Below are 23,034 nucleotides of genomic sequence, written 5' to 3'. Positions count from 1 at the left end.
CCCCAGATTTTTTGATTCCCTTTTACAAAGGTGAAAATCCGGGGATAAAGGCGAACGCTTTGCTTCTTCAGGTTATTTCTGTTCTCTACGTTCTCATGTAAATGTTTAGTTCAATGTATATAGTCAGGTTATCCTGACTTAATACGCTCTTGCAAACACAACCGTGTGTTCAGCCTTTTCACCACAAGCCAGGCACGTATGCTTTTCTTCCGCAGGCTGGAACGGAATGTTCCGGCTTGTTGCACCAGTGACTTCTCTTACTTTATCTTCGCAAGCTTCTGAACCGCACCATCCAGCCAGTGTAAACCCGCGTTTATTTTCCATCAGTTCTTTCATCTCATCGAGTGTATCCACGGAGTAGAAGTTATCCGACATAAATGTGCGAGCACGCTCTAACATATCTACCTGGATCTGTGTCAGCATAGCCTGGATCTCTTCTACCAGGTTTGCTTGTTCTACCACTTTCTTCTCACCTGTGATGCGTGATACGAGTACACAAACGCCATTTTCCATATCACGTGGACCAATCTCCAGACGAATCGGAACACCGCGCATCTCGTATTCATTGAACTTCCAACCTGGGCGAACATCGCTGCGATCATCCATTTTCACACGGACTCCAGCTTTTTTCAACTCAGTGAACAACTCATCTGCACGCCCAACAACAGCATCACGCGTTTTCGGAGGTCCAATTGGAATCATGACCACTTGTGTCGGTGCTACCTTAGGAGGAAGTACGAGACCACGGTCATCTCCGTGAACCATAATTAATGCACCGATCAAACGTGTGCTTACTCCCCATGAAGTGGTGTAAGCCAGCTCGAGCACATTATTCCGGCTAAGATACTGGATTTCAAATGCTTTTGCAAAGTTCGTCCCCATGTAGTGAGATGTACCTGCTTGTACTGCACGTCCATCCTTCATCATGGCTTCAATCGAGTACGTATCCACCGCACCCGCAAACTTCTCGGACTTGGTTTTCTGACCTACAATTACAGGAATAGCCAAGTATTCCTCAACCACTTCACGATAAATCTCTAGCATTTTCATCGTTTCTTCACGTGCTTCTTCTTCCGTCTCATGCGCTGTATGACCTTCCTGCCACAGGAACTCACTTGTGCGAAGGAAAGGCAACGTTCTTTTTTCCCAACGAACTACGTTAGCCCACTGGTTGATCAGTACCGGAAGATCCCGATAAGACTGAATCCACTTGGAATACATGTGACCAATAATCGTTTCGGATGTAGGACGGATTGCCAGACGTTCTTCCAGTTTCTCTCCGCCAGCTTCCGTAACCCATGGTAATTCAGGGTTAAAACCTTCCACGTGCTCTTTTTCCTTTTGAAAGAAGCTCTCAGGAATGAACATCGGGAAGTATGCGTTGCGATGACCCGTTTCCCGGAAACGACGATCCAACTCATCCTTAATATGTTCCCAGATTTCAAAACCGTCTGGTTTGAACACAATACAACCGCGTACGGGTGCATAGTCCATGAGATCAGCTTTTTTGATAACATCAATGTACCAGCGTGAGAAATCCTCACCCTGTGGTGTGATTTCAGTCACGAACTGTTTATCATTTTCCTTTGACATAAGACTCCAGCGTCCTCCCATAACGACTATCTCTGAATGTCCAGAGCGTAGTCCAACCGTAATTATCCGTTAATTAAACGTAATATATCATTGTAAGTTACTGCCAGCATCAACACAAACAACATCGCAAATCCGATGAAATGCACCATGCCTTCGCGATTGGGATCAACAGGTCTGCCGCGCAGCGCTTCAATTCCCAAAAATACCAGACGGCTGCCGTCCAGTGCAGGTATTGGTAGCAGGTTAAAAATCCCAAGGTACAGACTCAGAATTGCTGCCCATCTCGTTAACTGTTCAATCCCTTGTTTAGCAATTTGCCCTGTCACTTCAAATGTACGAACTGGGCCACCAATATCATCCATGTTGAACTGATTGATCAAATGTTTAAAACCTTCAAATATTATTTTGGTTGTATCAACCATGGCCACGCCTGAAACTTTAAATGTCTCTACAAATCCAACAGATCGGGTTGGTAACGTAGGTACGATTCCCACTTTACCGCCCTCTTGTCCTTCTACAGCGCGTGGAGTAATCGTTATATTAAACGTATCCGAACCCCGGCGCAGCGTCCATTCCATCGGCTTGTCTTTGGAATCGGCAATCATGGACACCATTTTTTGTGAATCCGTACCAATTGCAGTACCATTGATGGTTTCGATAATATCGCCCTTTTGCAGGTTCGCCTGATCAGCTGCCCCACCTTCAAGCACTTCACCAATTTCAAGATTCTTCGGGTTTTCCACCGGAACTCCTGCCATCTGCGCATATACAGCAAACAGCACAAAGGCCAAGATAAAGTTCATGAGTGGGCCCGCAAAAATAGCTAATGCACGCTGTCCAACGGTTTTGCTGCCGAATTGACGATCTTTCGGTGCAATCTGCGTTTGTTTACCACGACTTACCAACATCGCTTGGGGATGTATACGATACTCCTGAATCTCTCCATCTACATCGAGTTGAAGCTTCAACGCTCTCTCCATATCAATGGAGATGACTTCACCACGTATTACATTTTTACGGTTATCCAGCTGGTCCAGATAGATCATCTTCACCTGGTCATCCGCTGATCTTACCGCAATGGTCTGTCCTTCCTGGATCTCTACCAGTTCCGGATCTTCTCCTGCCATCCGTGCATATCCACCAAAAGGCAACAAACGCAATGTAAACTGGGTCTCGTTTCTTTTATATGAGAACAATTTGGGACCAAAACCGATCGCAAACTCCCGTACAAGAATACCGGCACGTTTGGCAAAATAATAATGCCCCCATTCATGAACCGTCACGATGACAAAGAACATGAGCACCGTTAGAAATACCACTTGTATGGTTTCCAATCCCTATCCATCCTCCTTCACGGCACATACCGCAGTCTGTCCCTCTAGATTATCATTATTCTCTGATGCCGCACAAGAGAATCACTTCTTCCAATTTGTTATGAAAAAAGAGATTACAGACTGGCCGCAAGCTTACGGCTCTCCTGATCACAACGTGCGATCTCCTGCAGATCAGGCTCGTCCACATTGTGGTGTGCTTCCAGCACAAAAGCAATAATATCTTCTATTTTAAGGAATGAAATCTCTTTACGCAAGAAACGGGCTACAGCAACCTCGTTGGCTGCATTAAACGCCGTTGTTGCGGTTCCTCCCATTTTACCACACTCATACGCCATTCTTAAACACGGGAACCGTTCCATATCCATCTCACGGAAATGTAATTTCCCAGCTTGAGCAAGAGACAGACGCTGTGCCGGTGATGGCAAGCGGTCAGGGTAAGTCAGTGCATATTGAATTGGAACTCGCATATCCGGATTCCCCAGTTGTGCGATGATGCTTGTGTCATCAAATTCCACATATGAATGAATAACACTCTCCGGGTGAAGCAATACATTAATCTGATCATATCGAAGACCAAATAACCAATGTGCTTCAATGACCTCAAGTCCCTTGTTAACCATCGTTGCCGAGTCTATCGTGATTTTGGAGCCCATTGACCAATTCGGATGTTTAAGCGCATCCTCTATAGTCACGTTCTTCAACTGTTCACGGGTAAGATCACGGAATGATCCACCTGAAGCGGTGAGCGTGATGCCTGTCAGGCGTTCTCTGTTTTCACCATTTAAGCATTGGAAAATGGCAGAGTGCTCACTATCAACGGGCAGTAAAGAGACTCCTTTGGCAGCCGCTCTTGTCGTAACGATATGCCCGGCTGTAATCAATGTCTCCTTGTTGGCCAGTCCGATCTGTTTGCCTGCGTCTATGGCAGCAAGCGTTGACTCCAATCCGACACTGCCCACCACCGCTGTAACAACCGTATGTGCATCGGTTCCTGCCGCAACTTCTACGAGTCCTTCGTTGCCATAAAATAGTTGCGTTCCTGCTGGCAAATGTGGAGCTACCTTCTCCGCCAGTTCTTTAGACCCCACCGATACCTTCTTCGGCCGGTAACGTTTGGTTTGTTCGATCAGCAGGTCTGTATTGCCTCCGGCAGCCAGTCCCTCCACTTTAAAGAGTTCTGGATGCATGTCAACTACATCCAGTGTCTGGGTTCCAATGGAACCGGTTGACCCGAGAATCGCAATTTTTTTCATGCTGCACCTCATCTTTAATTATCCAATGCCTACGGCGAACAATGCTGTTATCTCAGACTCATGTTCTTCTTTAGTAGGGCAGTAGCATTAGTATATGTACGAATGGAAAAACAACAATCCAGCTGTCGCACCGATCAAGAATGCCTCCATGCCCAGGGAGAAGACTGCCTGAATCCTTGATATTATATACACGTTTGTATGCAGACTGGATCAAGTCACCCATTTGACCTACAACTGCACAGGCAATTCCGATTACAATCGCTCTCTGCCAGGAAAGCAAACCATCTGATACTAATGCAAAAATGACAGAAGTAACAATTGCAATTACGATGCCACCCAGTGCGCCCTCTATAGTCTTGTTTGGACTGATGGAAGGCCACAGTTTGTTTTTACCAATGAGTTTCCCTACAAAATAAGCTCCTGCATCACTGGCCCATATGGAACCCAGCAACAGGAACGTCCAGAACAACCCATGAAGCAGATGTCTGGATTCTGCAATGTAATAGAAACCGATCCCTATATACAACACGCCGAGGAAAAGCATGGCCACTGTATTCACGGAAACCTTATTTTTAGTAACAACCGAAGCTGTCATCAGTACAAGCATTACTATCCAAATGACCTGAAATAAGGATAGCGGTCTTGCCTCCCACAGCATTTCCCAAGGAAACACAATGGCAAAAACACCAGCATATCCAATCAGGGCCACACCTGAAAAAGGCATCACCCCGGTCATTTTAACAAATTCATAATAACCGATGAGAGCCATAAGCAATACCAAACCATGGTACCAGGGTCCGCCCAGCATGCAAAAACCTAAAAACAACACACCTGCTATGATTCCTGTCGTTAATCGCTGTTTCAACGGCTTCATCCTCCATCTATTTCAAACCGCCGTAACGCCTTGTTCTGCGCTGATATTCGGCTACTGCTTCAAGCAAATGCTTTTTGCCAAATTCGGGCCAGTATATATCCGTAAACCATAATTCACTATATGCAAGCTGCCAAAGCATAAAGTTGCTTAATCTCAACTCTCCGCTCGTCCGGATCAGCAGATCCGGATCAGGCATGTCAACCGTCAGCATATGTCTATCAATGAGTTCAGGTGTTATGTCCTCTGCCGATAGTTCCCCCGATTTCACCTGCAGAGCGATCTGTTTAACACAGTTCGTCATTTCACGACGACTTCCATAGTTCATTGCAAAGTTCAAAACGAGACCTGTATTATGTTCCGTAAGACGAATGGCTTCCCGCAAGGCATTGATGGTATGAGAAGGTAAATGTTCCTCTTGCCCCATCATGCGAATGCGCACATTTTTTTCTATAAGTTCATCCAGCTCTATAGCCAGAAATTCTTGCGGAAGTCGCATCAGAAAATCCACTTCTTCTTTTGGACGCGTCCAGTTTTCTGTCGAAAAAGCGTACATCGTCAGATATTTGATGCCCAGTTCATCCGCCGCGATGGTCGCACGTTTGACCGCCTTCATGCCATTTTGGTGCCCGGCTATACGCGGGAGTCCCAAACGTTTGGCCCATCGTCCATTGCCGTCCATGATGATGGCGACGTGCTGCGGGATATTGTCCTCGGATATAGTCAGCGTTTCCTGCTTGTCAGCCCCATTCCACCACGACCGAACCCGTTTGATCATTCCTGTTCCTCCAAAATCCCTGAAGTTTCTTTATCTGAAGCTTGGAAAAAGAGACAAAACCCCACCGTATTGGAGGGGCTGCGCTTGTCTTACACTTCCATAATTTCTTTTTCTTTGGCAGCGAGTACCTTATCGACTTCAGCAATAAACTTGTCGGTCGATTTTTGGATATCATCCTGATGTCTCCGGGATTCATCCTCGGAAATATCTGACTTTTCCATTTTCTTGATGTCATCATTCGCATCACGGCGAATGTTACGAATCGCTACTTTACCTTCTTCACCGAACTTCTTCGTCAGCTTAACAAGTTCCGCTCTACGTTCTTCCGTCAATGCCGGAATAGACAAACGGATCATGCTCCCATCATTGGCTGGAGTAAGACCCAGATCCGATTTCATGATGGCACGCTCGATGTCACCCATGGAGGATTTGTCCCAAGGCTGAATCATCAGTGTACGGGAATCCGGAGTACTGATATTAGCGAGTTGATTCAATGGCGTCATTGCTCCATAATACTCTACCTGAATTCGGTCCAGAAGAGCTGGAGTTGCGCGGCCTGCACGCAAAGTAGCCAGGTCACGACGCAATGCTTGAATTGCTTTTTCCATACGCTCTTCGGCATGTTGTTTAACCGCTTGTGGCATTAATCTACACTCCCTTTAACGATTGTTCCGATACGTTCGCCCAGAACAACACGTTTGATGTTACCTTGTTCAGTAATGGCAAATACGATCAACGGGATGTTGTTGTCCTTACAAAGCGAGGATGCCGTCGAATCCATTACACCAAGGTCTTTGTTAAGAATATCCATGTAAGTCAACTGATCAAATTTCACAGCTGTACTGTCCTTAAACGGATCTGCTGAGTATACACCATCAACTTTATTTTTGGCCATCAAGATAACTTCTGCTTCAATCTCCGCTGCGCGCAGTGCTGCTGTTGTATCCGTGGAAAAGAACGGGTTACCTGTACCTGCTGCAAAAATAACGACCCGGCCTTTCTCCAGATGGCGAATAGCTCTACGACGAATATAAGGCTCTGCAATCTGTTGCATTGCAATAGATGTCTGTACACGCGTAGGCACTTCAATCTGTTCCAAAGCATCCTGCAGTGCCAGCGAGTTCATTACTGTCGCCAGCATACCCATATAATCGGCAGTTGCACGATCGATGCCGTTTTCACTACCGGCAATTCCACGCCAGATGTTTCCGCCGCCACATACAATAGCAACCTGTACACCAAGTGCAACAACCTCTTTTACCTGTTGGGCAATCGACGAGATCGTATCCGCATCAATACCGTAGCCGTTTTGACCGGAAAGAGATTCTCCGCTGACCTTTAAGACAACACGTTTAAATACTGGCTGTTCCAATTATTCACCCTCCACTTTGAATCGAACACGCTTGGTGTTCAACCAACAAAACTTCTCGCGCATGGCCTCCTGCTTAAAAAGAAAGGAACACAGTTGTGTTCCGCTCTTTTAGGAAAAACGTTTAACCGGTAAGGCATTGTTTTCCTGAGATATAAGGGAGTTTACGCTTCGAAGTTTCATCATTCTTATATCTTCGAAAATCAATTCTGCTCGCCGGTTTATAGAAACCGTCTTATTTGTTTACTTGGGACATTACTTCTTCTACGAAGTTGTCTACTTTTTTCTCTAGACCTTCACCCAGTTCGTAACGAACGAAACGACGGATGGAGATGTTTTCACCAATTTGGCTGATTTTTTCGTTCAGCAATTGAGAGATCGTTTTGTCTGGATCTTTAACGAAAGTTTGTTCCAGCAGGCAGTACTCTTCGTAGTATTTACCGATACGGCCTTCAACCATTTTTTCAATGATTTTTTCTGGTTTGCCTTCGTTAAGAGCTTGAGCTTTCAGGATTTCTTTTTCTTTTTCCAGCTCATCTGCAGGAACTTCTTCGCGTGTAACGAATTTAGGATTAGCTGCAGCAATTTGCATAGCTACATCTTTAACGAAATCCTTAAATTGATCCGTTTTACCAACGAAGTCTGTTTCACAGTTAACTTCAACCAAGACACCAATACGTCCACCAGCGTGGATGTAAGATTCAACAACGCCTTCAGTTGCTGCACGGCCTGCTTTGCTTGCTGCTGCAGAAAGACCTTTCTCACGCAACAATTCAGCTGCTTTTGTTACATCACCGTTTGCTTCTTCCAGTGCTTTTTTGCAATCGAGCATACCAGCGCCCGTTCTTTCGCGAAGTTCTTTTACTGCACTCGCATTAACTGCCATTATAAATTCCCTCCAACATTAAGTATTGTACGTACACTCTAAAAAAAGGGCAGTGAGAGGTTATCCACCTGCCAACCACCCTTTTCATTTAGTTTATAACATATGTTCGAATCTATTAAGCGGAAGTTTCTTCGCCTTGGTTAGCTTCGATTACAGCATCAGCCATTTTACCTGTCAGCAATTTAACAGCGCGGATCGCGTCGTCATTACCTGGGATAACATAATCGATCTCATCCGGATCGCAGTTAGTATCAACGATACCAACAATTGGGATACCCAATTTGCGAGCTTCCGCAACAGCGATACGCTCTTTGCGTGGATCGATGATGAACAGGGCGCTTGGCAGGCCTTTCATATTTTTAATACCGCCCAAGAATTTCTCCAGACGATCTTTTTCTTTGCGAAGCAAGATAACTTCTTTTTTAGGCAATACAGCGAATGTACCGTCTTCTTCCCAAGCTTCCAACTGTTTCAAACGATCAATACGTTTTTGAATAGTTTGGAAGTTAGTCAGGGTACCGCCAAGCCAGCGTTGGTTAATGTAAAATTGACCAGCACGTTCAGCTTCTTCTTTAACGGAATCTTGAGCTTGTTTCTTAGTACCCACGAAAAGAATTGTACCATTCTCTCCTGCGATTCCTTTAACGAAGTTGTAAGCCTCTTCGACTTTTTTCACCGTCTTTTGCAAGTCGATGATATAAATTCCGTTTCTTTCAGTGAAGATATAACGATCCATTTTTGGGTTCCAACGACGAGTTTGGTGACCGAAGTGTACCCCAGCTTCGAGAAGCTGCTTCATGGAGATTACTGCCATCTTCACACACCTCCTAATATGGTTTTTATTGTGTCCTCCGCCGGCATCATTTTTCGCCAAGACTCTCCATAAGGAAAGCACCCTCAACAAAATTAGCACATGCGTGTGTTTTAACACCGTTATCTAATATAGCATAACTGACTGTCCGATGCAACAGTCTTTGAAGCTAAAATCTACTTTTCATTTTTTGCTAGTATCGAATCATTTAAACTTGATATGTAACTCAGAGCTAATTATTATCAAGCTTTGAAAATGTATCGTTTAATACGCAAAAACCGTCCTGTCCGAGCATGCTCAGTTTGACGGTTCTTTCGTAATTTTTGCGATAATGGATTTGAAGCTTTCGCCTTTTTCAAGCGTATAGGTACCCACCTGGATTTTGGTATTGATTCGCTCAGCCTTGCCAGCCTTTATGAATGCTTGAGCATCATCTACGATTCCCGCGGTTTTTAGGTTTGCTGCAACGATCGCAAGGCTATTGCCTGAACGTACTTTGAATGATACTGTTGCGCCTTTCGGATTGCTCGGCGTTACAGGTTCTGTTGTCTTCGGCTCAGTTATCTCTTTCTGCCCTTTAACTTCACTTGCAGTAGGCTCTTGTGGCTTCTCAGGCTCTGCAGGTGTTTCCGTAGAGGTTACTGTCTCAGGTGGTGTTGCTGTTTCCCCTTGCAACTCACTGCTCTCCTGCTTTTTCTTCGCCACCCACTCTGCTTCTGTGTACAATTCCTCTTCAGAACCGACCACCTTCATATCCAGGCTTTTCGCCGCTGTTTCAAGCTGTTCTTTGGTCATATTGGCAGTCTGCTCAGGGGCCAGATTACTATCCGATAATGCATTTTGTCCGACTGTGGCCAGTTGAAGCAAAACTGCACCAATAATCATGCCGCTCCCCAGACCAATCCATAAGGATCGCTTGTCCATGACTTAGCTTTCCTCCCGTTCTGCCAATTGAAGTATTAACTGTACCTCACCACGCTGAATGCCTGTCTGCTTGGATATGGCATCCATCGATTTACCCTCAGCATGTAAATTAAAGAGTTCTGGGTATCTATCTTTAATCGATTCACGCTCAGGCAAAGTTTCGACCTTGCTGATCTGTAGGTCTGCTTCTAACGCCTGCTGGGCCGCCTCTGCTTGTACACTTTTCACGAGCGCTTGAGCTTGCAAACCTTCGGAAGCTTGCACAGGTACATTACCTAAGTGTGGCACAGTTGATGCGACAGGTTCGTTCTTTTTGCTCTGTTCCAGCTGATCCAACCGCTGCTGTAATTCCTGAAGTTGCAATTGCATACGTTGATCTGCTGCTGTCGCTTCTCCCTTCATTTCAGCCACACGTTGAATAAGAGCATCATTATCATTTTCGATCTCGGTCATGTAATGTTCAAGCGTAGATTCCATCTCCTGCACCAATTGATGCCCGGGCTCTTGCGCCTTGTTTTTCCGAGGCATAATATAAGCGTAGGCGATGGCGCAGCCCCCTAATATGACAATAATGATCCATGGTGACAAATTGGGTTCTCTCCTTCTGATTCAACCATCGGTGCGCAAGGCTTCATGTCTATAACAACCATCTATTACAATGACAAATCTATATGTTTACCTTTGTACGGGTGCTCTGCAGGTTTGACAGTTTCTTGAGCCTGAGCAGTCTCCTGTCCATCGGAACCACTCTGCTGATCCCCATCATGGTTATGACCATCACGCACCGAAGTCTGTGAAGTTTCGTCCATTGCTTCACTTCGTTGCCTTGCTTCATTTGCTTCTTTCGACGTTTGCTCTGCCAAAAGATTCTGATCCGTAATTGGTCGCTGTTGGGCTTCACTTTGATAACGTCCCGCTTCACTTGTTCGTGGTACCGCAATCTGCAACTCCACTGCTTTGAAACTCATACGCTCACCTCACGGTTTCGAATGGATTTCTTCCTGTGCCTGAATGCTGTACTTAAACGTATGGAACCATCGTAATATCACCATCGTGATAATAAAATGAAATTCGACTCACTGGATCTTTAATAAATTTCGTGTATCTGCCGATAACTATTTTAGAGCCTCCATAAATCATCTTCAGAATATCAACACGAGCCTTACTTGTATCTTCAAGTGCCTTTTCAATTTCAAAGATACGCATTTTCGTTTCTTCACTTATACGAAGAGCAGATTTCTGCGTAGCATTCAGCTTGATTCGCATCGACATCTTATCTGGAGTTAGTTGTCCAGCGGCAGCCAATTGATCCAGCAATGTCAAAGCTTTCTTCGTTTTGTCCAAGGAATCCATCTGCTCTCTGACTTCCTTGCGCAAATCATTGAGTTCATTACGCAACTTTGGTAGCACACCAACTTCAATGGAAGTGACCGTGGACATGCTGTTGCCCACAACACGCGCTGAGACGTTCTGACCAGCCTGGATCGAGCCACCAACAATAAGACCCTTGGTTCCCGCACAGATGACACCGTGGCCAGCACGAATATTGGAATGCATAATACTTTGGGAAACCAGAACATCTTCACCGGCATCTACGTTGCCTTCTTGAATGAAAGTACATTTAACATTATGGCCTGCTTGTACCAGTCCTTTGTTATAACCAATAATACCACCGGTAATTTCGATTGAGCCGCCTGCTTCCAGTTCAGCTCCTTCGACACCTCCGACGACACGAATGTCACCTGCTGCTTTTACTTTAAATCCGGTAAGTACATTGCCTCGTATGACAACTGTGCCTACAAAGTCGATATTACCGTTATTGTAGTCAACATCACCATTGACTTCATAGACCGGAAACACATTCAGTTTGTTACCGTCCGTTTTGGTAACCAGCCCATCCAGTGCAGCATACATCGCAGAGCCATCCGGGTTAATCACAACGTTTTTCCCAACTTTAAACCGAGCTTCTTTTCCCGGACGATAAGGAATTTCCTCACCCGTTACTGCCCTGCCGGATATGCCATCGCTAGGAGCGATCCGCTCTGCAATGATCTGACCACTACGGACATTGTTTAACCGGGTCACTTCTTTGTAATCGACGGTTCCATCTTCCGATTCGAGCGGTCGTCGTTCGTTCGTATCGTCCATTCCAACCAGAATCTTGATGAATCCATCTGTTCCCTGAATGGGAGCGATACCTTCGGCAATCTTGTATTTATCTTTTAAATAGGTTTCAGGGTTGCTCACAAAAAGTAATAATGCCTCTCGCGATACACCTTGTCTGATGCCCTTGTCCGCCACAAATTGTTCAAGTTCATCAATCGTGCAGGCAAAGCCTTCTTCCTCTTTGGAAAATTCAAGGTAGGCTGTGCATTTGTCGTCCGATAAAACAATGTTTAAACATTGTTCCAAAGCAGTCCGCTGTGTCACCGCAATTCTTCCCCCTTTTAGACTTTCCACTCCCCAAACTCCAATGATATTACTTCTCTCTATTAATCTTTACGCATCAACAAATCTTTCTGTTTGTCCAACGTGCCGCGTAATCGTAATATTGCCTTGGAATGTAACTGGGATATACGAGACGGAGAAAGGGACATAACCTCAGCAATTTCACTAAGAGAAAGATCTTCGTAATACAATAGTGAAACAACCGTTCTCTCTTTTACCGTCAACTTGTCAAGCCCTTGCACCAAAGCTTCCTTCAAATAAAACTCATTCACTTTATAATCCGGATTTTTGGCTTTCTCATCCACCATCAAAGACAGACGAGTCTCAGACTCTTCTTCACGAATTGGATCCTCCAGCGAGCAAAGTGACATGACTGCCACTTCCTGAAGCATATGTTGAAAATCTTTAGTGGATACGTCCAAGTACTCGCTCATTTCCTCATCACTAACAGACCTGAGATAACTTTGTTCCAGCTGTTGATAGGCGTCTTCAATTCGCTTGGCCTTCTCACGCACAGAACGCGGAACCCAATCACCTTGACGCAGACCGTCAAGAATGGCTCCGCGGACCCTCCATGATGCATAAGTTTCAAATTGCAGACCACGTTCATAGTCGAACTTCTCCAATGCATCAATTAAACCCATAACTCCATTGCTTTCCAAGTCATCCTTGGGAACATTTTTGGGCAAACCAACAGCCAGTCGACCGGATACATAATTTACAATATGAAGATACTTTTCAATCAAAGTTTTCTTGGCTTCAAGATCTCCATGTTCTTTCCACTTTTCCCACAGATCAGAATGGTTCAAATGTGAAGCTTTACGCTCGTTCAATTGCTTTCACCCTCCTTATTTGTCTGTCAGGTGACGAACGGCCTGCGCCAATTCCTCCGGATCCTTGGTCCGGACAAGTTTAGGCGGATCCAAAGGGGCGAATCCCGTTGGAGCTTTCGTCTCAGATGGCGGAAGATCGTCCCCAGATGAAGCGTTCTGTCCATTCTTGAGCAAATCATTCAGCTCTTGTCCATCGTCTTCGATTTTAATGTCCACCTGTGAACCTCTTTGATCTTGAGCACTTGGTGAATCATAACCATACCCATTTCCCTCGATCTGAGGGTTCAGCAGCAATCCCAATCCCCAGCGTAAACCATATGCAAGGACAAACCAGGCTACGAATCCGATCAATCCGCGAATTAAACTGGTCATCAGCACATTGCTGCTGTATGCTACAAAAAAAGTAAGAATAAACCCAACGATGCCTGCTCCAAGATTAATGCGGTAGTTTCCTATCATAGTCTTATAGTTCCTTTACACCCATTTGTACGCTTCGAATAGTCAAAAGTCCAGTTTCACAATCCATCTCAATCGTTCGTCCATAATTCCCACCCGTATCTTCTGCTAGAAGAGGGATATTGAGTTTTTGAAGCCACTCTCGACAAGAATCTGCATTCCTTGGTCCAATACGCATTGTATCTCCAGCGCCAGCAAAGGCAAACATCTGAGAGCCTCCGGCCATTTTAGACACAATACGTGAGTGTGAAGCGCCCAGTTTAATCATCTTTTCCAAAAGCTCAGGCAACGCCGTATCCGCATATTTCGCAGTGTTCAGTTTCCCTTCACGGGCGATCTCTGAAGTAGGAAGCATGACATGCGCCATTCCAGCCAGCTTCAAATGTGGGTCATACATTGTTAATCCCACACACGAACCCAAGCCAGTCGTACGGATTACACCAGGAAGATGAGCGATGTTTAAATCCGCCATACCGACTTTAACGACGCTTTTGTCCTCAATCATGGCTCAGTGGCACCCCTAGCGATTCAAATATCTTTGCAAAGGATGGTGGATCCGGAATGAGGAAAAACTGACCCTCAACTTGATCTTCACCTTCAAAGAAAGATGTGTCAATCAACAATGCAGCGTCACCCATCTCGCCAAATTGCAGCAAGCCATAACTTAGAATGGCACCTGCCATGTCGATGGCAAGTCCAGGGACAGTTGGATACATAGACAACTTCGTGAAATCTGCCAGAGAAGAAAGATAGGATCCAGCCAAAATATTTCCAATCTCGGAAAGCGCTGATTGTTCCATATCTGTAAAATCGAGTCCTTCTTTCAGATCAAACCCGGCAAGTCTATTCAACAACATTTTAGCAGCCTCTGGTGTCATCATAAAGAAAAGATTTCCCGGTGCTTCGCCTTCTACACGAAGAAACACGGTAACCACGATGCGTTCATCTCCGCCCACTTTTTCGGCAACTTCTTCAAAAGGGAGCATTTGTACTGTAGGTACACCCATGTCAATCGGTCTGTTGAGGAGTTGAGACAACGCCGTTGCGGCGTTGCCTGCTCCAATGTTACCGACCTCTTTGAGCACATCCATCTGGAATACCTCAAATCGGTTGAACATCTCCACGGTACTAGCCCTCAACACTTTCCAGCTGTACAATCTCGCTTTTATTTAATACTTCGTTTAGGTTGAGCATGATCAACAAGCGTGAATCCTCCAATTTAGCAACACCTCGCAGGTATCTCGCTTTGACGCCGCCAACCACTTCTGGTGGGCTATCGATCGCACTGCTCTTGATATCAATAACATCATTGGCAGAATCTACGATAAAGCCAACTTGCATGTCGTCTACACCTACGATAACAATACGAGTCTGATCCGTGTATTCCGTTTCCGGAAGGGAGAAACGACCGCGCAGATCAATGACTGGAATTACAACACCGCGTAGATTAATAACTCCTTTTACAAAGGAAAGTGTCTTGGGAACACGGGTAATTGGCATCATCCGCTCAATCGTCTGAACCTTGTCTACCTCAATACCATACTCTTCGGAACCCAATTTAAAGACGATGACTTTCAACTCTTCTTCCATGTAAAAAACCTCCCTATTAAATGTAAGACTTAGCTCTATGCTTATTTAATAAATGCATTAGGATCAAGAATCAGGGCTACTTGTCCATCTCCGAGAATGGTTGCTCCAGAGATTCCTTCAATAGCAGGAAGATAGGTTCCCATTGATTTGAGAACAATCTCACTTTGTCCAATAAATTCTTCAACAGCTACGGCTGCAAGACGGTCGCCTTTACGAATCACGACAATTTCTGTTTCTTGCTCATCAGCGTCATTGAAATCCGGTACAGAGAATACTTCGCTCAAAGACAAGTACGGAATCAGTGACTCACGGAACGTGATCATTTTATTGCCGTGAATATTACGAACTTGCTCACGTTGTACAATGGCCGTCTCTACAATGGAGGACAACGGAACAGCATATTTCTCTGAACCAAGTCGTACAAGCATTGCAGCAATAATGGATAGTGTCAACGGAAGCTGAACAGAGAAGTTCGTGCCTTTGCCTGGAGTAGAATGAATCGTTACATTACCGCCAAGCGAAGTGATCTTCGATTTTACTACATCCAAGCCAACGCCCCGGCCAGAGATATCCGAGATAATATCAGCAGTACTAAAACCAGGTGCGAACAACAGTTGATTCACTTCATCATCACTCATCTTGGCACCTTGTTCTTCGGTAACAACACCACGTTTGATCGCTGTTTTCAAAAGCTTGTCGCGATAGATACCTTTACCATCATCTTCAATCTCGATAAATACGTGATTTCCACTGTGGAAGGCACGCAGGTTTACTGTACCCATCTCTGGTTTACCTGCAGCTACACGCTCTGCAATGGATTCCACACCATGGTCAACCGCGTTACGCAGTAAATGCACAAGCGGATCACCAATCTCATCAATTACCGTGCGATCCAGTTCCGTCTCAGCACCTGTAATCACCAGATCGATTTTTTTATCAAGTGTCTTAGCCAGATCACGGATCATGCGCGGGAATCGATTAAATACGGTATCTACCGGAACCATCCGCAATTTCAGTACAATATTTTGCAAATCTGTGCTAACTCGACTTAAATGAGCTACTGTATCGGATAAATCATTGTTGCCTGTCTCACTCGCCAGTTGCTCCAGACGTGAACGGTCAATCAACAATTCACTGAACAGATTCATCAATACGTCGAGACGTTCAATATCCACACGAATGGTACGTGAAGGTGCAGCAGCTTGCTTCGGTGCAGCTGTTTTAGCTGGTGCCGTTGTGGCATCTTCTTTGGATACAGAATTCTTATCCGGCGAAGCAACCTCAGCTACAGCTGTTGGTGCGGGTGGCGCTTCAACTGTAGCTGCTACCTGATTAGCCATCTGCTGAAGAGTCTCCTGATCCAGTTGAATGAGCTTTGCACTTTCAATCTCAGAGATACTCATGATGCCTTCTTCCAGTTCGTGCGCCTCTTTAGTTGTTATGTAATACAACGAGAAACTGCGCTCAAACTTCTCCTGCTCAATATCCTGAACGGATGGGTAAGCCTTAACGACTTCACCCGAACGTTCCAGCATATCAAAGACCATATAAGCCCGTACACCTTTTAACTGGCTATGCTCGCTAACAAGCACATCCACGTAGAACACACGATGACCTTCGGCGATCGACTGATCCAGCACTGAATATTGGAATTCATCCAGCTCCACAGCCGAAGAGATTGAAGCGTTAGCCGGCTTGTTTGTTTCTGTAACAGGTCCATTTCCGTTTGTCATTTCACCATTTTCAATGGCTTGAAGTGAAGCTACGATTGACGACACATCTGCTTTACCTTGTCCACCTTCGGTAATATCCTGAACCATGGTTTCCAAAGCGTCCAGACTCTTGAACATGGTATCAAAAATGAAATCCTGCATTTTCAATTTCTCATTACGAACCAGATCCAACACATTTTCCATTTTATGTGTAAGTGATGCCAAATCTTCAAAGCCCATAGTTGCTGCCATACCCTTCAAGGTATGAGCAGAGCGGAATATAACCTGAACTATGCCCAGGTCTTCCGGATTACCTTCAAGTTGAAGCATGTTTTCGTTAAGCGATTGCAGATGATCATTAGACTCATCAATAAACATGGATAAATATTGGTTCATGTCCATTGTGAGGCACCTCCTCCGTGAGTTACACTCCGTTATTTCACTGCTTGAACAAGTTTAGAAGCAATCTCCTGCAATGGCAGAAGATGACGAACGCATTGCAGCTCTACAGCAGAGCGCGGCATACCATATACAACACATGTTTCTTCATTCTCGGCAAAGGTTGATGTAACTCCAGCTTCGTATAATCTCTTCATCATACGTGCTCCATCACTTCCCATTCCCGTTAGCAAAACAAGATGCCTTTGTAAAGATGTAAACGGCAGAAGTGACTCAAACATCGTATCCACTGAAGGTCTATGTCCATTCACTGGTTGGTCTTCAGTCAACTTCACAATAAACTTCCCGTCTGCTGTTTTGTTAACTTTCACATGGAATCCGCCGGGTGCTATATAGGCGGTTCCTTTTTTCAGAACCATTCCATCTTCAGCTTCAACCACATGCAGTGGACTGAATGTATTCAATCGTTGAGCCAAAGAACGTGTGAAATTGGGCGGCATATGCTGCACAATAATGACCGGTGCAGGCAAATCAGCAGGCAACTGCTCGAGCAAAGTTTTGAGAGCCCTCGGTCCACCCGTAGAACAACCTATTGCCACAAGTTTGTTGAATGGTCCTTCCAGCCCCCCTCCACCTTTGGGAACAGGATTAGGCTTGATTACATCCTTGGCTTTTGCAGAGGCAGAAGTTGCCGCTATTTGATCAGCTGCCACTCTAGCTGCATTAGGTAGTCGAACTTCCTTTGGAGTCTGTACTGGATTAGCTGACCTCACTGCTTTTTCTGCCTTCGCCCCCAAATTACGCTCAGCTTTTGGCAAAGGCTCCGGTTTATTCTCTACGCGATCTGGTTTTGAAGGTGACAATGGTTCAATGGGTTTCTTTGCTTTGGCCTGAAAGGCTTCAGTCCGCTCTCGAATAGAGCGTTGAATCGTCTCGACAGATTCGATCGTTTTTTTCACGGGCTCCGCTCGATCCCTGGCCGGCAGTTCTTTCTGCAATGGCTGAGTTGGGGGAGCAACTGCTCCTCGCAACATGTCTCTATTTTTCATGGATAACTCACGATCAGCTTTTCTTTTGATCTCATTCATCGCAGCTCGCATGCGTTCAACCAAGGCTTTACCAACTTGAGCAATATCCTGGTCATGTGAAATAGATGGTTTGCGAATGAAGTCAAATGCCCCAGCTTCAAGCGCCATAATGGTTTCTTTCATGCCTTGTTCATTGATACCAGAGAGCATAATCACAGGAACGAAAGATTCCTTCATAATTGATTTTAATGCATCCAACCCATTCATTTCGGGCATCTCAACGTCCATTGTAATAATATCGGGTTTCAATTCTAGTGATTTTTGAATCGCTTCTCTACCGTTTGATGCCGTTGCCGTAACCTTGAATTCCGGATCCGCTTGGATCAAATCCGTAACAATCTTACGCATAAAAGCGGAATCATCGACAACCAATACTTGATACGCCGCCATGTTGTGTCACCCCTGTTTCCTTTATTCAGAAATCACGTTGTCCGTTTAAGCCACTTATTCATAAATCCCCTGATTCCTGTCAAGGTTCCGGATCCCGGAGTTGCAGGTACAGCCAGATAACGAAGAGCAAGTTTCTCTATATCTTTAGAGGCTTTGGCATTCGGATAAGCCAGACTATAGGGCATTTGCCTTTTAACCGCCTTGACTACCTGGGCGTCTTCTGAAATATACCCAAGCAGCGGAATATCCGTCTGCAAAAACCGCCTCGCCACTCCAGCTATTTTTTCTGCCACCCGTTCCGCTTCTCGTTCGTCTTCCACCCGGTTAACGATCATCCGAAAGGGCGTAGCATTTTCCTGGCCGTGCATAACTTTGACTAAAGCATAAGCATCGGTTATTGAAGTCGGTTCAGGTGTAGTTATAATCAGGCATTCATCAGCAGCACCGATGAACTTCATATTCTCTCTGGAGAGTCCTGCCCCAGTGTCAAAGATGACATAATCCATTTCCTGGGCAATATCCTCGACTTGACTGGCGAAAAACTCCAGATCACGATCTGACAATGAGAACAACTCTTTCATGCCCGATCCTCCAGCAATGTAAGGCAAGCCACTGGCACCCAGTTGTATGATTTCCCTTATGGTTTTTTGTCGGTACAACAGGTGGTAAAGATTATAGGAAGAAGACGTACCCATAAGAACATCAATATTAGCCATTCCAATATCAGCATCAAATACAAGTACCTTTTGCCCCAAAGCCTGCAACGCCAAGGCAAAGTTCAGTGTGAAATTGGATTTACCAACACCTCCCTTACCACTGGCCACAGTAATGATTTTCGAGGATCGAATATCTCGCTCAATGCCTTCCAATTCCAATGGCGCGGAGACCATACTTCGAAGTGCAGCTGCCTGATCCTTCATTGTGACCATTCTCCCAGCAACTGTTTAGACAACGAATCTGCATCTGGTTTCAACAAATCGTCCGGAACATTTTGTCCATTTGCCACATATGCGAGCTTGAGTGGAAAACGGTGTAACAAGTTAAATAGCGGACCGCAACTCCCAGTCTCATCCATTTTGGTAAAAATCACCTTATCCAGTCCATATTTACTGAAATGTTCCGTGATCTGCACCATATCAGCGCTTTTGGAAGTCATGCTCATGACCAGAAAGGTTTCGCTATTCTCTACAGGAGCAAGCAAACTTTGCAGTTCTGAAACAAGTAATTCATTTCTGTAGTTTCTACCCGCTGTATCCATAAAGATCAAATCACAATTCTCTAATCGAGAAATGGCACGTTGTGTATCACCGGGCGATTGTACCACCTCAAGTGGAACATTCAGTATAGAAGCATATGTTCTAAGCTGTTCTACCGCCGAGATCCGATACGTGTCTGATGTAATGAATCCAACTTTACGCTGTTTTTTGAACATTTGTTCAGCAGCCAATTTTGCAATCGTCGTAGTTTTCCCTACACCGGTTGGTCCAGCTACATAGACGATTCGAGTGGTTGGAAGAATGCCTTCTTCAATACGTTGCTCCAAAAAGTGCATGACCTCAAGTTTCACCGCTTGTTCTACATCCTGTTCTTTCAATCCATCCTCAGACCATTTTGCTTGAATTGAATCAAACCAGGATTCCCATACTTCAGGCCAGACATCTTGTTCTGTCAAACGCTCTCGGATCGGTTGCAGTTCCTCTGGCACAGGGTCTGCAGAAGTACCTTGCTTTGAAAGCCTGGTCACCATTTGTTTAAGATCCTGCAATTCAGTCATCAACTTATCCTGCTGCAGGTCTGAACCTGTTGGCTTTGGACCAGTTGTTGAACCCGAAAAATCCGCCCCTTGCGGTCGCGGTTTATGATCCATGCTCGAAGAACCTGAGCTGCTGTCTATGTCTGAACCGATATTACGCGATTCAAACACAGACGGAGCAGCAGCAGATTGGTCCTGTACACTTTGATCAGCTGTATTCGTTGTAGCCGACTCATCAGAAGCCGCAACAAACGAACGAGCTGTTTGCCGATAAGCCTCAGGTACAAATGCACGAGGTACAGGTGTGAATTGATTTTGTACTGGCTTTGTTGTTTGCTTGTTTTCTTCCTTATCCACTGCAGCTACAACTTCAATCCTTTTTTTTCGAAACATTCCCATCACTCCGCCCACCTTAATCTCTTTGGTGGACAGAATAACAGCATCACTTCCCAGGTCTTTGCGAATTTGAAGCATAGCTTCGGGCATGGTCTCAACAACGTATTGTTTTACTCTCATAAGTTCACCACCCCGATACTTTGAATTTCAACATTCGGCTCCAACTCGCTGTAGGAAAGCACAGGAATGTCCTGCATAGTACGTTCAATAACCTGACGCAGATACATCCGAATGGTTGGAGAAGTTAATACAACAGGTTGTTGACCTGATTGAATCAAACGGTTTACTTGTTCACTGAGCTTCTGATATACACTTTGTGTAGAAACAGGGTCTAACGCAAGATAACTGCCTTGATCCGATTGTTGCACACTTTCAGCAATTTTCTTCTCAAGACCAGGTCCAACCGTGATCACTCGAAGTGTCTCACCTTTCTGTGAGAACTGCTGAGTAATCTGACGCGAGAGGGATTGTCTGACGTATTCAGTCAGCACATCAGGATCTTTCGTATACGTACCATAGTCAGCCAGTGTCTCGAAGATGGTCACCATATCCCGAATAGATATTTTCTCACGCAATAACTTAGCAAGCACTTTCTGTACATCACCAATGGAAAGTAGAGAAGGGATCAGTTCATCCACAAGGGCAGAATAGTTCTCTCTGAGATTATCCACAAGTGCTTTTGTCTCTTGTCTTCCAAGTAACTCATGCGCATGTTTCTTAATCAGTTCCGTCAGATGTGTAGCCACAACGGAAGGCGGATCAACGACCGTATATCCTGCAAGTTCGGCTCTGTCTTTGGTTACTTCATCAATCCATAGTGCTGGAAGTCCAAAAGCAGGTTCTGTCGTTTCAATACCTGTTACAGACTCCTCATCATAGCCAGGACTCATGGCAAGGTAATGATTCAACAACAGTTCTCCGCCACCTACCACATTACCCTTGATTTTGATAACATACTCATTGGGTCTGAGCTGGATATTATCTCGAATCCGTATGACCGGAACGACTAACCCCAGTTCAAGAGCACACTGCCTCCGAATCATAATGATCCGATCCAATAAGTCCCCACCCTGCTGATTATCAGCAAGCGGGATTAAACCATAACCAAATTCAAACTCAATAGGGTCCACCTGAAGCAGGTTAATTACACTTTCAGGACTTCTAACCTCTTCAATCTGCTGTTCTTCTTCCAACTGTTCTTCCGCTACTTGTTTCAAATTCAGATTATTCTGCATACGCCACGCGGCATATGCCAACACACCTGCCAACGGAAGCGTAGTAATAACATGAATGGGTGTGAAGAAACCGAGCATGGCAATAACGAAAGCTACGATATAAATTAGTATTGGATATGTAAACAGTTGCCCCGTAATATCATCTGCCAGGTTTCCTTCTGAAGACGCTCTGGTGACGATAAGTCCTGCTGCTGTGGAAATAAGCAGAGCCGGGATTTGGCTTACCAATCCATCTCCGATAGTCAGTACAGAGTACGTTGACATTGCATCTGCAAAAGCCATCCCATGCACAGTCATACCGATAATGAACCCACCTATGAGATTGATCAGGAGGATGATAATACTTGCAATAGCGTCACCTTTTACGAATTTACTTGCTCCATCCATCGCTCCATAGAAATCGGCTTCACGTTCAATTTTGGAACGACGCTCACGAGCTTGTTGCTCGTTGATCAGACCCGCATTCAGATCCGCATCGATACTCATTTGTTTACCAGGCATCGCATCGAGGGTGAATCGGGCAGCAACTTCAGCTACGCGCTCAGACCCCTTTGTAATAACGATAAACTGAACAACAACGAGGATCAAAAACACGATAAATCCAATCGCAATTTGCCCTCCGGCAATCCAGCTACCAAAGGTAGCAACAACGGCTCCCGCATCCCCATCACCAAGGATTAGCTTGGTTGTCGAAATGTTCAGTGCCAGTCGGAATAGTGTAGTGATCAACAGCAAAGCTGGAAAAATAGAAAACTGCAACGCTTCTTTGCTGTTCATGGCAACAAGAAGTATCATCAGTGCAATTGAAATGTTGACGACGAGCAACAAGTCCAACAGCCAGGGCGGGATCGGGAGAATCATCATTAACACAATGCCAATGATACCCGCAAGGACAGCTATATCTTTAATCTTCAA

The 23,034-nt window shown here is 45.1% G+C and carries 23 protein-coding genes; all 23 read right to left on the bottom strand.

Annotated features, from left to right (window positions below; genetic code table 11):
* Nucleotides 1–138: 138 nt before the first annotated feature.
* Nucleotides 139–1,593, bottom strand: coding sequence for a proline--tRNA ligase (proS, locus tag ACETMN_RS11885; RefSeq protein WP_091017266.1), 1,455 nt, complete (start codon nucleotides 1,591–1,593; stop codon nucleotides 139–141).
* A 62-nt stretch (nucleotides 1,594–1,655) separates the two neighbouring features.
* Nucleotides 1,656–2,927 carry an RIP metalloprotease RseP gene (gene rseP / locus ACETMN_RS11880; RefSeq protein ID WP_091017268.1) on the bottom strand — a complete coding sequence of 424 codons (1,272 nt, stop codon included), beginning with the start codon at nucleotides 2,925–2,927 and terminating at the stop codon, nucleotides 1,656–1,658.
* Between the two features lie 113 nt (nucleotides 2,928–3,040).
* The gene (locus ACETMN_RS11875) at nucleotides 3,041–4,180 is read right to left on the bottom strand and encodes a 1-deoxy-D-xylulose-5-phosphate reductoisomerase (protein WP_210107792.1); all 1,140 of its coding nucleotides are present in this window, start codon (nucleotides 4,178–4,180) and stop codon (nucleotides 3,041–3,043) included.
* Nucleotides 4,181–4,250: 70 nt separating this feature from the next.
* Nucleotides 4,251–5,045, bottom strand: coding sequence for a phosphatidate cytidylyltransferase (locus ACETMN_RS11870; protein WP_411736149.1), 795 nt, complete (start codon nucleotides 5,043–5,045; stop codon nucleotides 4,251–4,253).
* A 16-nt stretch (nucleotides 5,046–5,061) separates the two neighbouring features.
* Nucleotides 5,062–5,829, bottom strand: a complete 768-nt coding sequence (locus ACETMN_RS11865) for an isoprenyl transferase (RefSeq protein ID WP_411736148.1) — start codon at nucleotides 5,827–5,829, stop codon at nucleotides 5,062–5,064.
* An 89-nt stretch (nucleotides 5,830–5,918) separates the two neighbouring features.
* A complete protein-coding gene (frr, locus tag ACETMN_RS11860; protein WP_017689152.1) occupies nucleotides 5,919–6,473 on the bottom strand; it encodes a ribosome recycling factor in 555 nt (184 codons plus the stop codon).
* Complete coding sequence (gene pyrH, locus ACETMN_RS11855) at nucleotides 6,473–7,201, bottom strand: UMP kinase (protein ID WP_017689153.1); 729 nt, start codon at nucleotides 7,199–7,201, stop codon at nucleotides 6,473–6,475. Before pyrH ends, frr begins: the two co-directional genes overlap by 1 nt.
* A 232-nt stretch (nucleotides 7,202–7,433) precedes the next feature.
* The gene (gene tsf / locus ACETMN_RS11850) at nucleotides 7,434–8,084 is read right to left on the bottom strand and encodes a translation elongation factor Ts (RefSeq protein WP_036609326.1); all 651 of its coding nucleotides are present in this window, start codon (nucleotides 8,082–8,084) and stop codon (nucleotides 7,434–7,436) included.
* 115 nt (nucleotides 8,085–8,199) lie between these two features.
* Nucleotides 8,200–8,898 (bottom strand): 30S ribosomal protein S2, encoded by a 699-nt coding sequence (rpsB, locus tag ACETMN_RS11845; RefSeq protein ID WP_047842496.1) that lies wholly within the window; start codon nucleotides 8,896–8,898, stop codon nucleotides 8,200–8,202.
* A 294-nt stretch (nucleotides 8,899–9,192) separates the two neighbouring features.
* On the bottom strand, nucleotides 9,193–9,819 hold the full coding sequence (locus ACETMN_RS11840; RefSeq protein WP_091017273.1) for an endolytic transglycosylase MltG: 627 nt from the start codon (nucleotides 9,817–9,819) through the stop codon (nucleotides 9,193–9,195).
* A gap of 3 nt (nucleotides 9,820–9,822) precedes the next feature.
* Nucleotides 9,823–10,407: a hypothetical protein gene (locus tag ACETMN_RS11835; RefSeq protein WP_091017275.1), complete on the bottom strand. Its 585-nt coding sequence runs from the start codon at nucleotides 10,405–10,407 to the stop codon at nucleotides 9,823–9,825.
* A 65-nt stretch (nucleotides 10,408–10,472) separates the two neighbouring features.
* The gene (locus ACETMN_RS11830; RefSeq protein ID WP_036609332.1) at nucleotides 10,473–10,787 is read right to left on the bottom strand and encodes a hypothetical protein; all 315 of its coding nucleotides are present in this window, start codon (nucleotides 10,785–10,787) and stop codon (nucleotides 10,473–10,475) included.
* A gap of 52 nt (nucleotides 10,788–10,839) precedes the next feature.
* Nucleotides 10,840–12,249 carry a DUF342 domain-containing protein gene (locus ACETMN_RS11825; RefSeq protein ID WP_091017276.1) on the bottom strand — a complete coding sequence of 470 codons (1,410 nt, stop codon included), beginning with the start codon at nucleotides 12,247–12,249 and terminating at the stop codon, nucleotides 10,840–10,842.
* Between the two features lie 62 nt (nucleotides 12,250–12,311).
* Nucleotides 12,312–13,100: a FliA/WhiG family RNA polymerase sigma factor gene (locus ACETMN_RS11820; RefSeq protein WP_017689160.1), complete on the bottom strand. Its 789-nt coding sequence runs from the start codon at nucleotides 13,098–13,100 to the stop codon at nucleotides 12,312–12,314.
* Between the two features lie 15 nt (nucleotides 13,101–13,115).
* Complete coding sequence (locus ACETMN_RS11815; protein WP_091017278.1) at nucleotides 13,116–13,559, bottom strand: hypothetical protein; 444 nt, start codon at nucleotides 13,557–13,559, stop codon at nucleotides 13,116–13,118.
* Nucleotides 13,560–13,563: 4 nt separating this feature from the next.
* A complete protein-coding gene (locus ACETMN_RS11810) occupies nucleotides 13,564–14,061 on the bottom strand; it encodes a chemotaxis protein CheD (RefSeq protein WP_017689162.1) in 498 nt (165 codons plus the stop codon).
* Entirely contained in the window at nucleotides 14,054–14,674 is a 621-nt protein-coding gene (locus ACETMN_RS11805; RefSeq protein WP_091017763.1) for a chemotaxis protein CheC, read from the bottom strand. The genes ACETMN_RS11810 and ACETMN_RS11805 overlap by 8 nt, the downstream gene beginning before the upstream one ends.
* Before the next feature lie 10 nt (nucleotides 14,675–14,684).
* Nucleotides 14,685–15,146 (bottom strand): chemotaxis protein CheW, encoded by a 462-nt coding sequence (locus ACETMN_RS11800; RefSeq protein WP_036609340.1) that lies wholly within the window; start codon nucleotides 15,144–15,146, stop codon nucleotides 14,685–14,687.
* A 41-nt stretch (nucleotides 15,147–15,187) separates the two neighbouring features.
* Nucleotides 15,188–17,260, bottom strand: a complete 2,073-nt coding sequence (locus ACETMN_RS11795; protein ID WP_091017280.1) for a chemotaxis protein CheA — start codon at nucleotides 17,258–17,260, stop codon at nucleotides 15,188–15,190.
* 32 nt (nucleotides 17,261–17,292) lie between these two features.
* Nucleotides 17,293–18,735, bottom strand: coding sequence for a chemotaxis response regulator protein-glutamate methylesterase (locus tag ACETMN_RS11790; protein ID WP_091017282.1), 1,443 nt, complete (start codon nucleotides 18,733–18,735; stop codon nucleotides 17,293–17,295).
* Between the two features lie 32 nt (nucleotides 18,736–18,767).
* Complete coding sequence (locus ACETMN_RS11785) at nucleotides 18,768–19,655, bottom strand: MinD/ParA family protein (RefSeq protein WP_091017284.1); 888 nt, start codon at nucleotides 19,653–19,655, stop codon at nucleotides 18,768–18,770.
* Nucleotides 19,652–21,004 (bottom strand): flagellar biosynthesis protein FlhF, encoded by a 1,353-nt coding sequence (gene flhF / locus ACETMN_RS11780; protein ID WP_091017286.1) that lies wholly within the window; start codon nucleotides 21,002–21,004, stop codon nucleotides 19,652–19,654. Before flhF ends, ACETMN_RS11785 begins: the two co-directional genes overlap by 4 nt.
* Nucleotides 21,001–23,034 (bottom strand): flagellar biosynthesis protein FlhA, encoded by a 2,034-nt coding sequence (gene flhA / locus ACETMN_RS11775; RefSeq protein ID WP_091017288.1) that lies wholly within the window; start codon nucleotides 23,032–23,034, stop codon nucleotides 21,001–21,003. Before flhA ends, flhF begins: the two co-directional genes overlap by 4 nt.

This window comes from Paenibacillus sp. M2 (genome assembly GCF_046713495.1).
Classification (GTDB): domain Bacteria; phylum Bacillota; class Bacilli; order Paenibacillales; family Paenibacillaceae; genus Paenibacillus; species Paenibacillus amylolyticus_B.
This window is presented reverse-complemented; position numbering and strand designations above follow the sequence as displayed.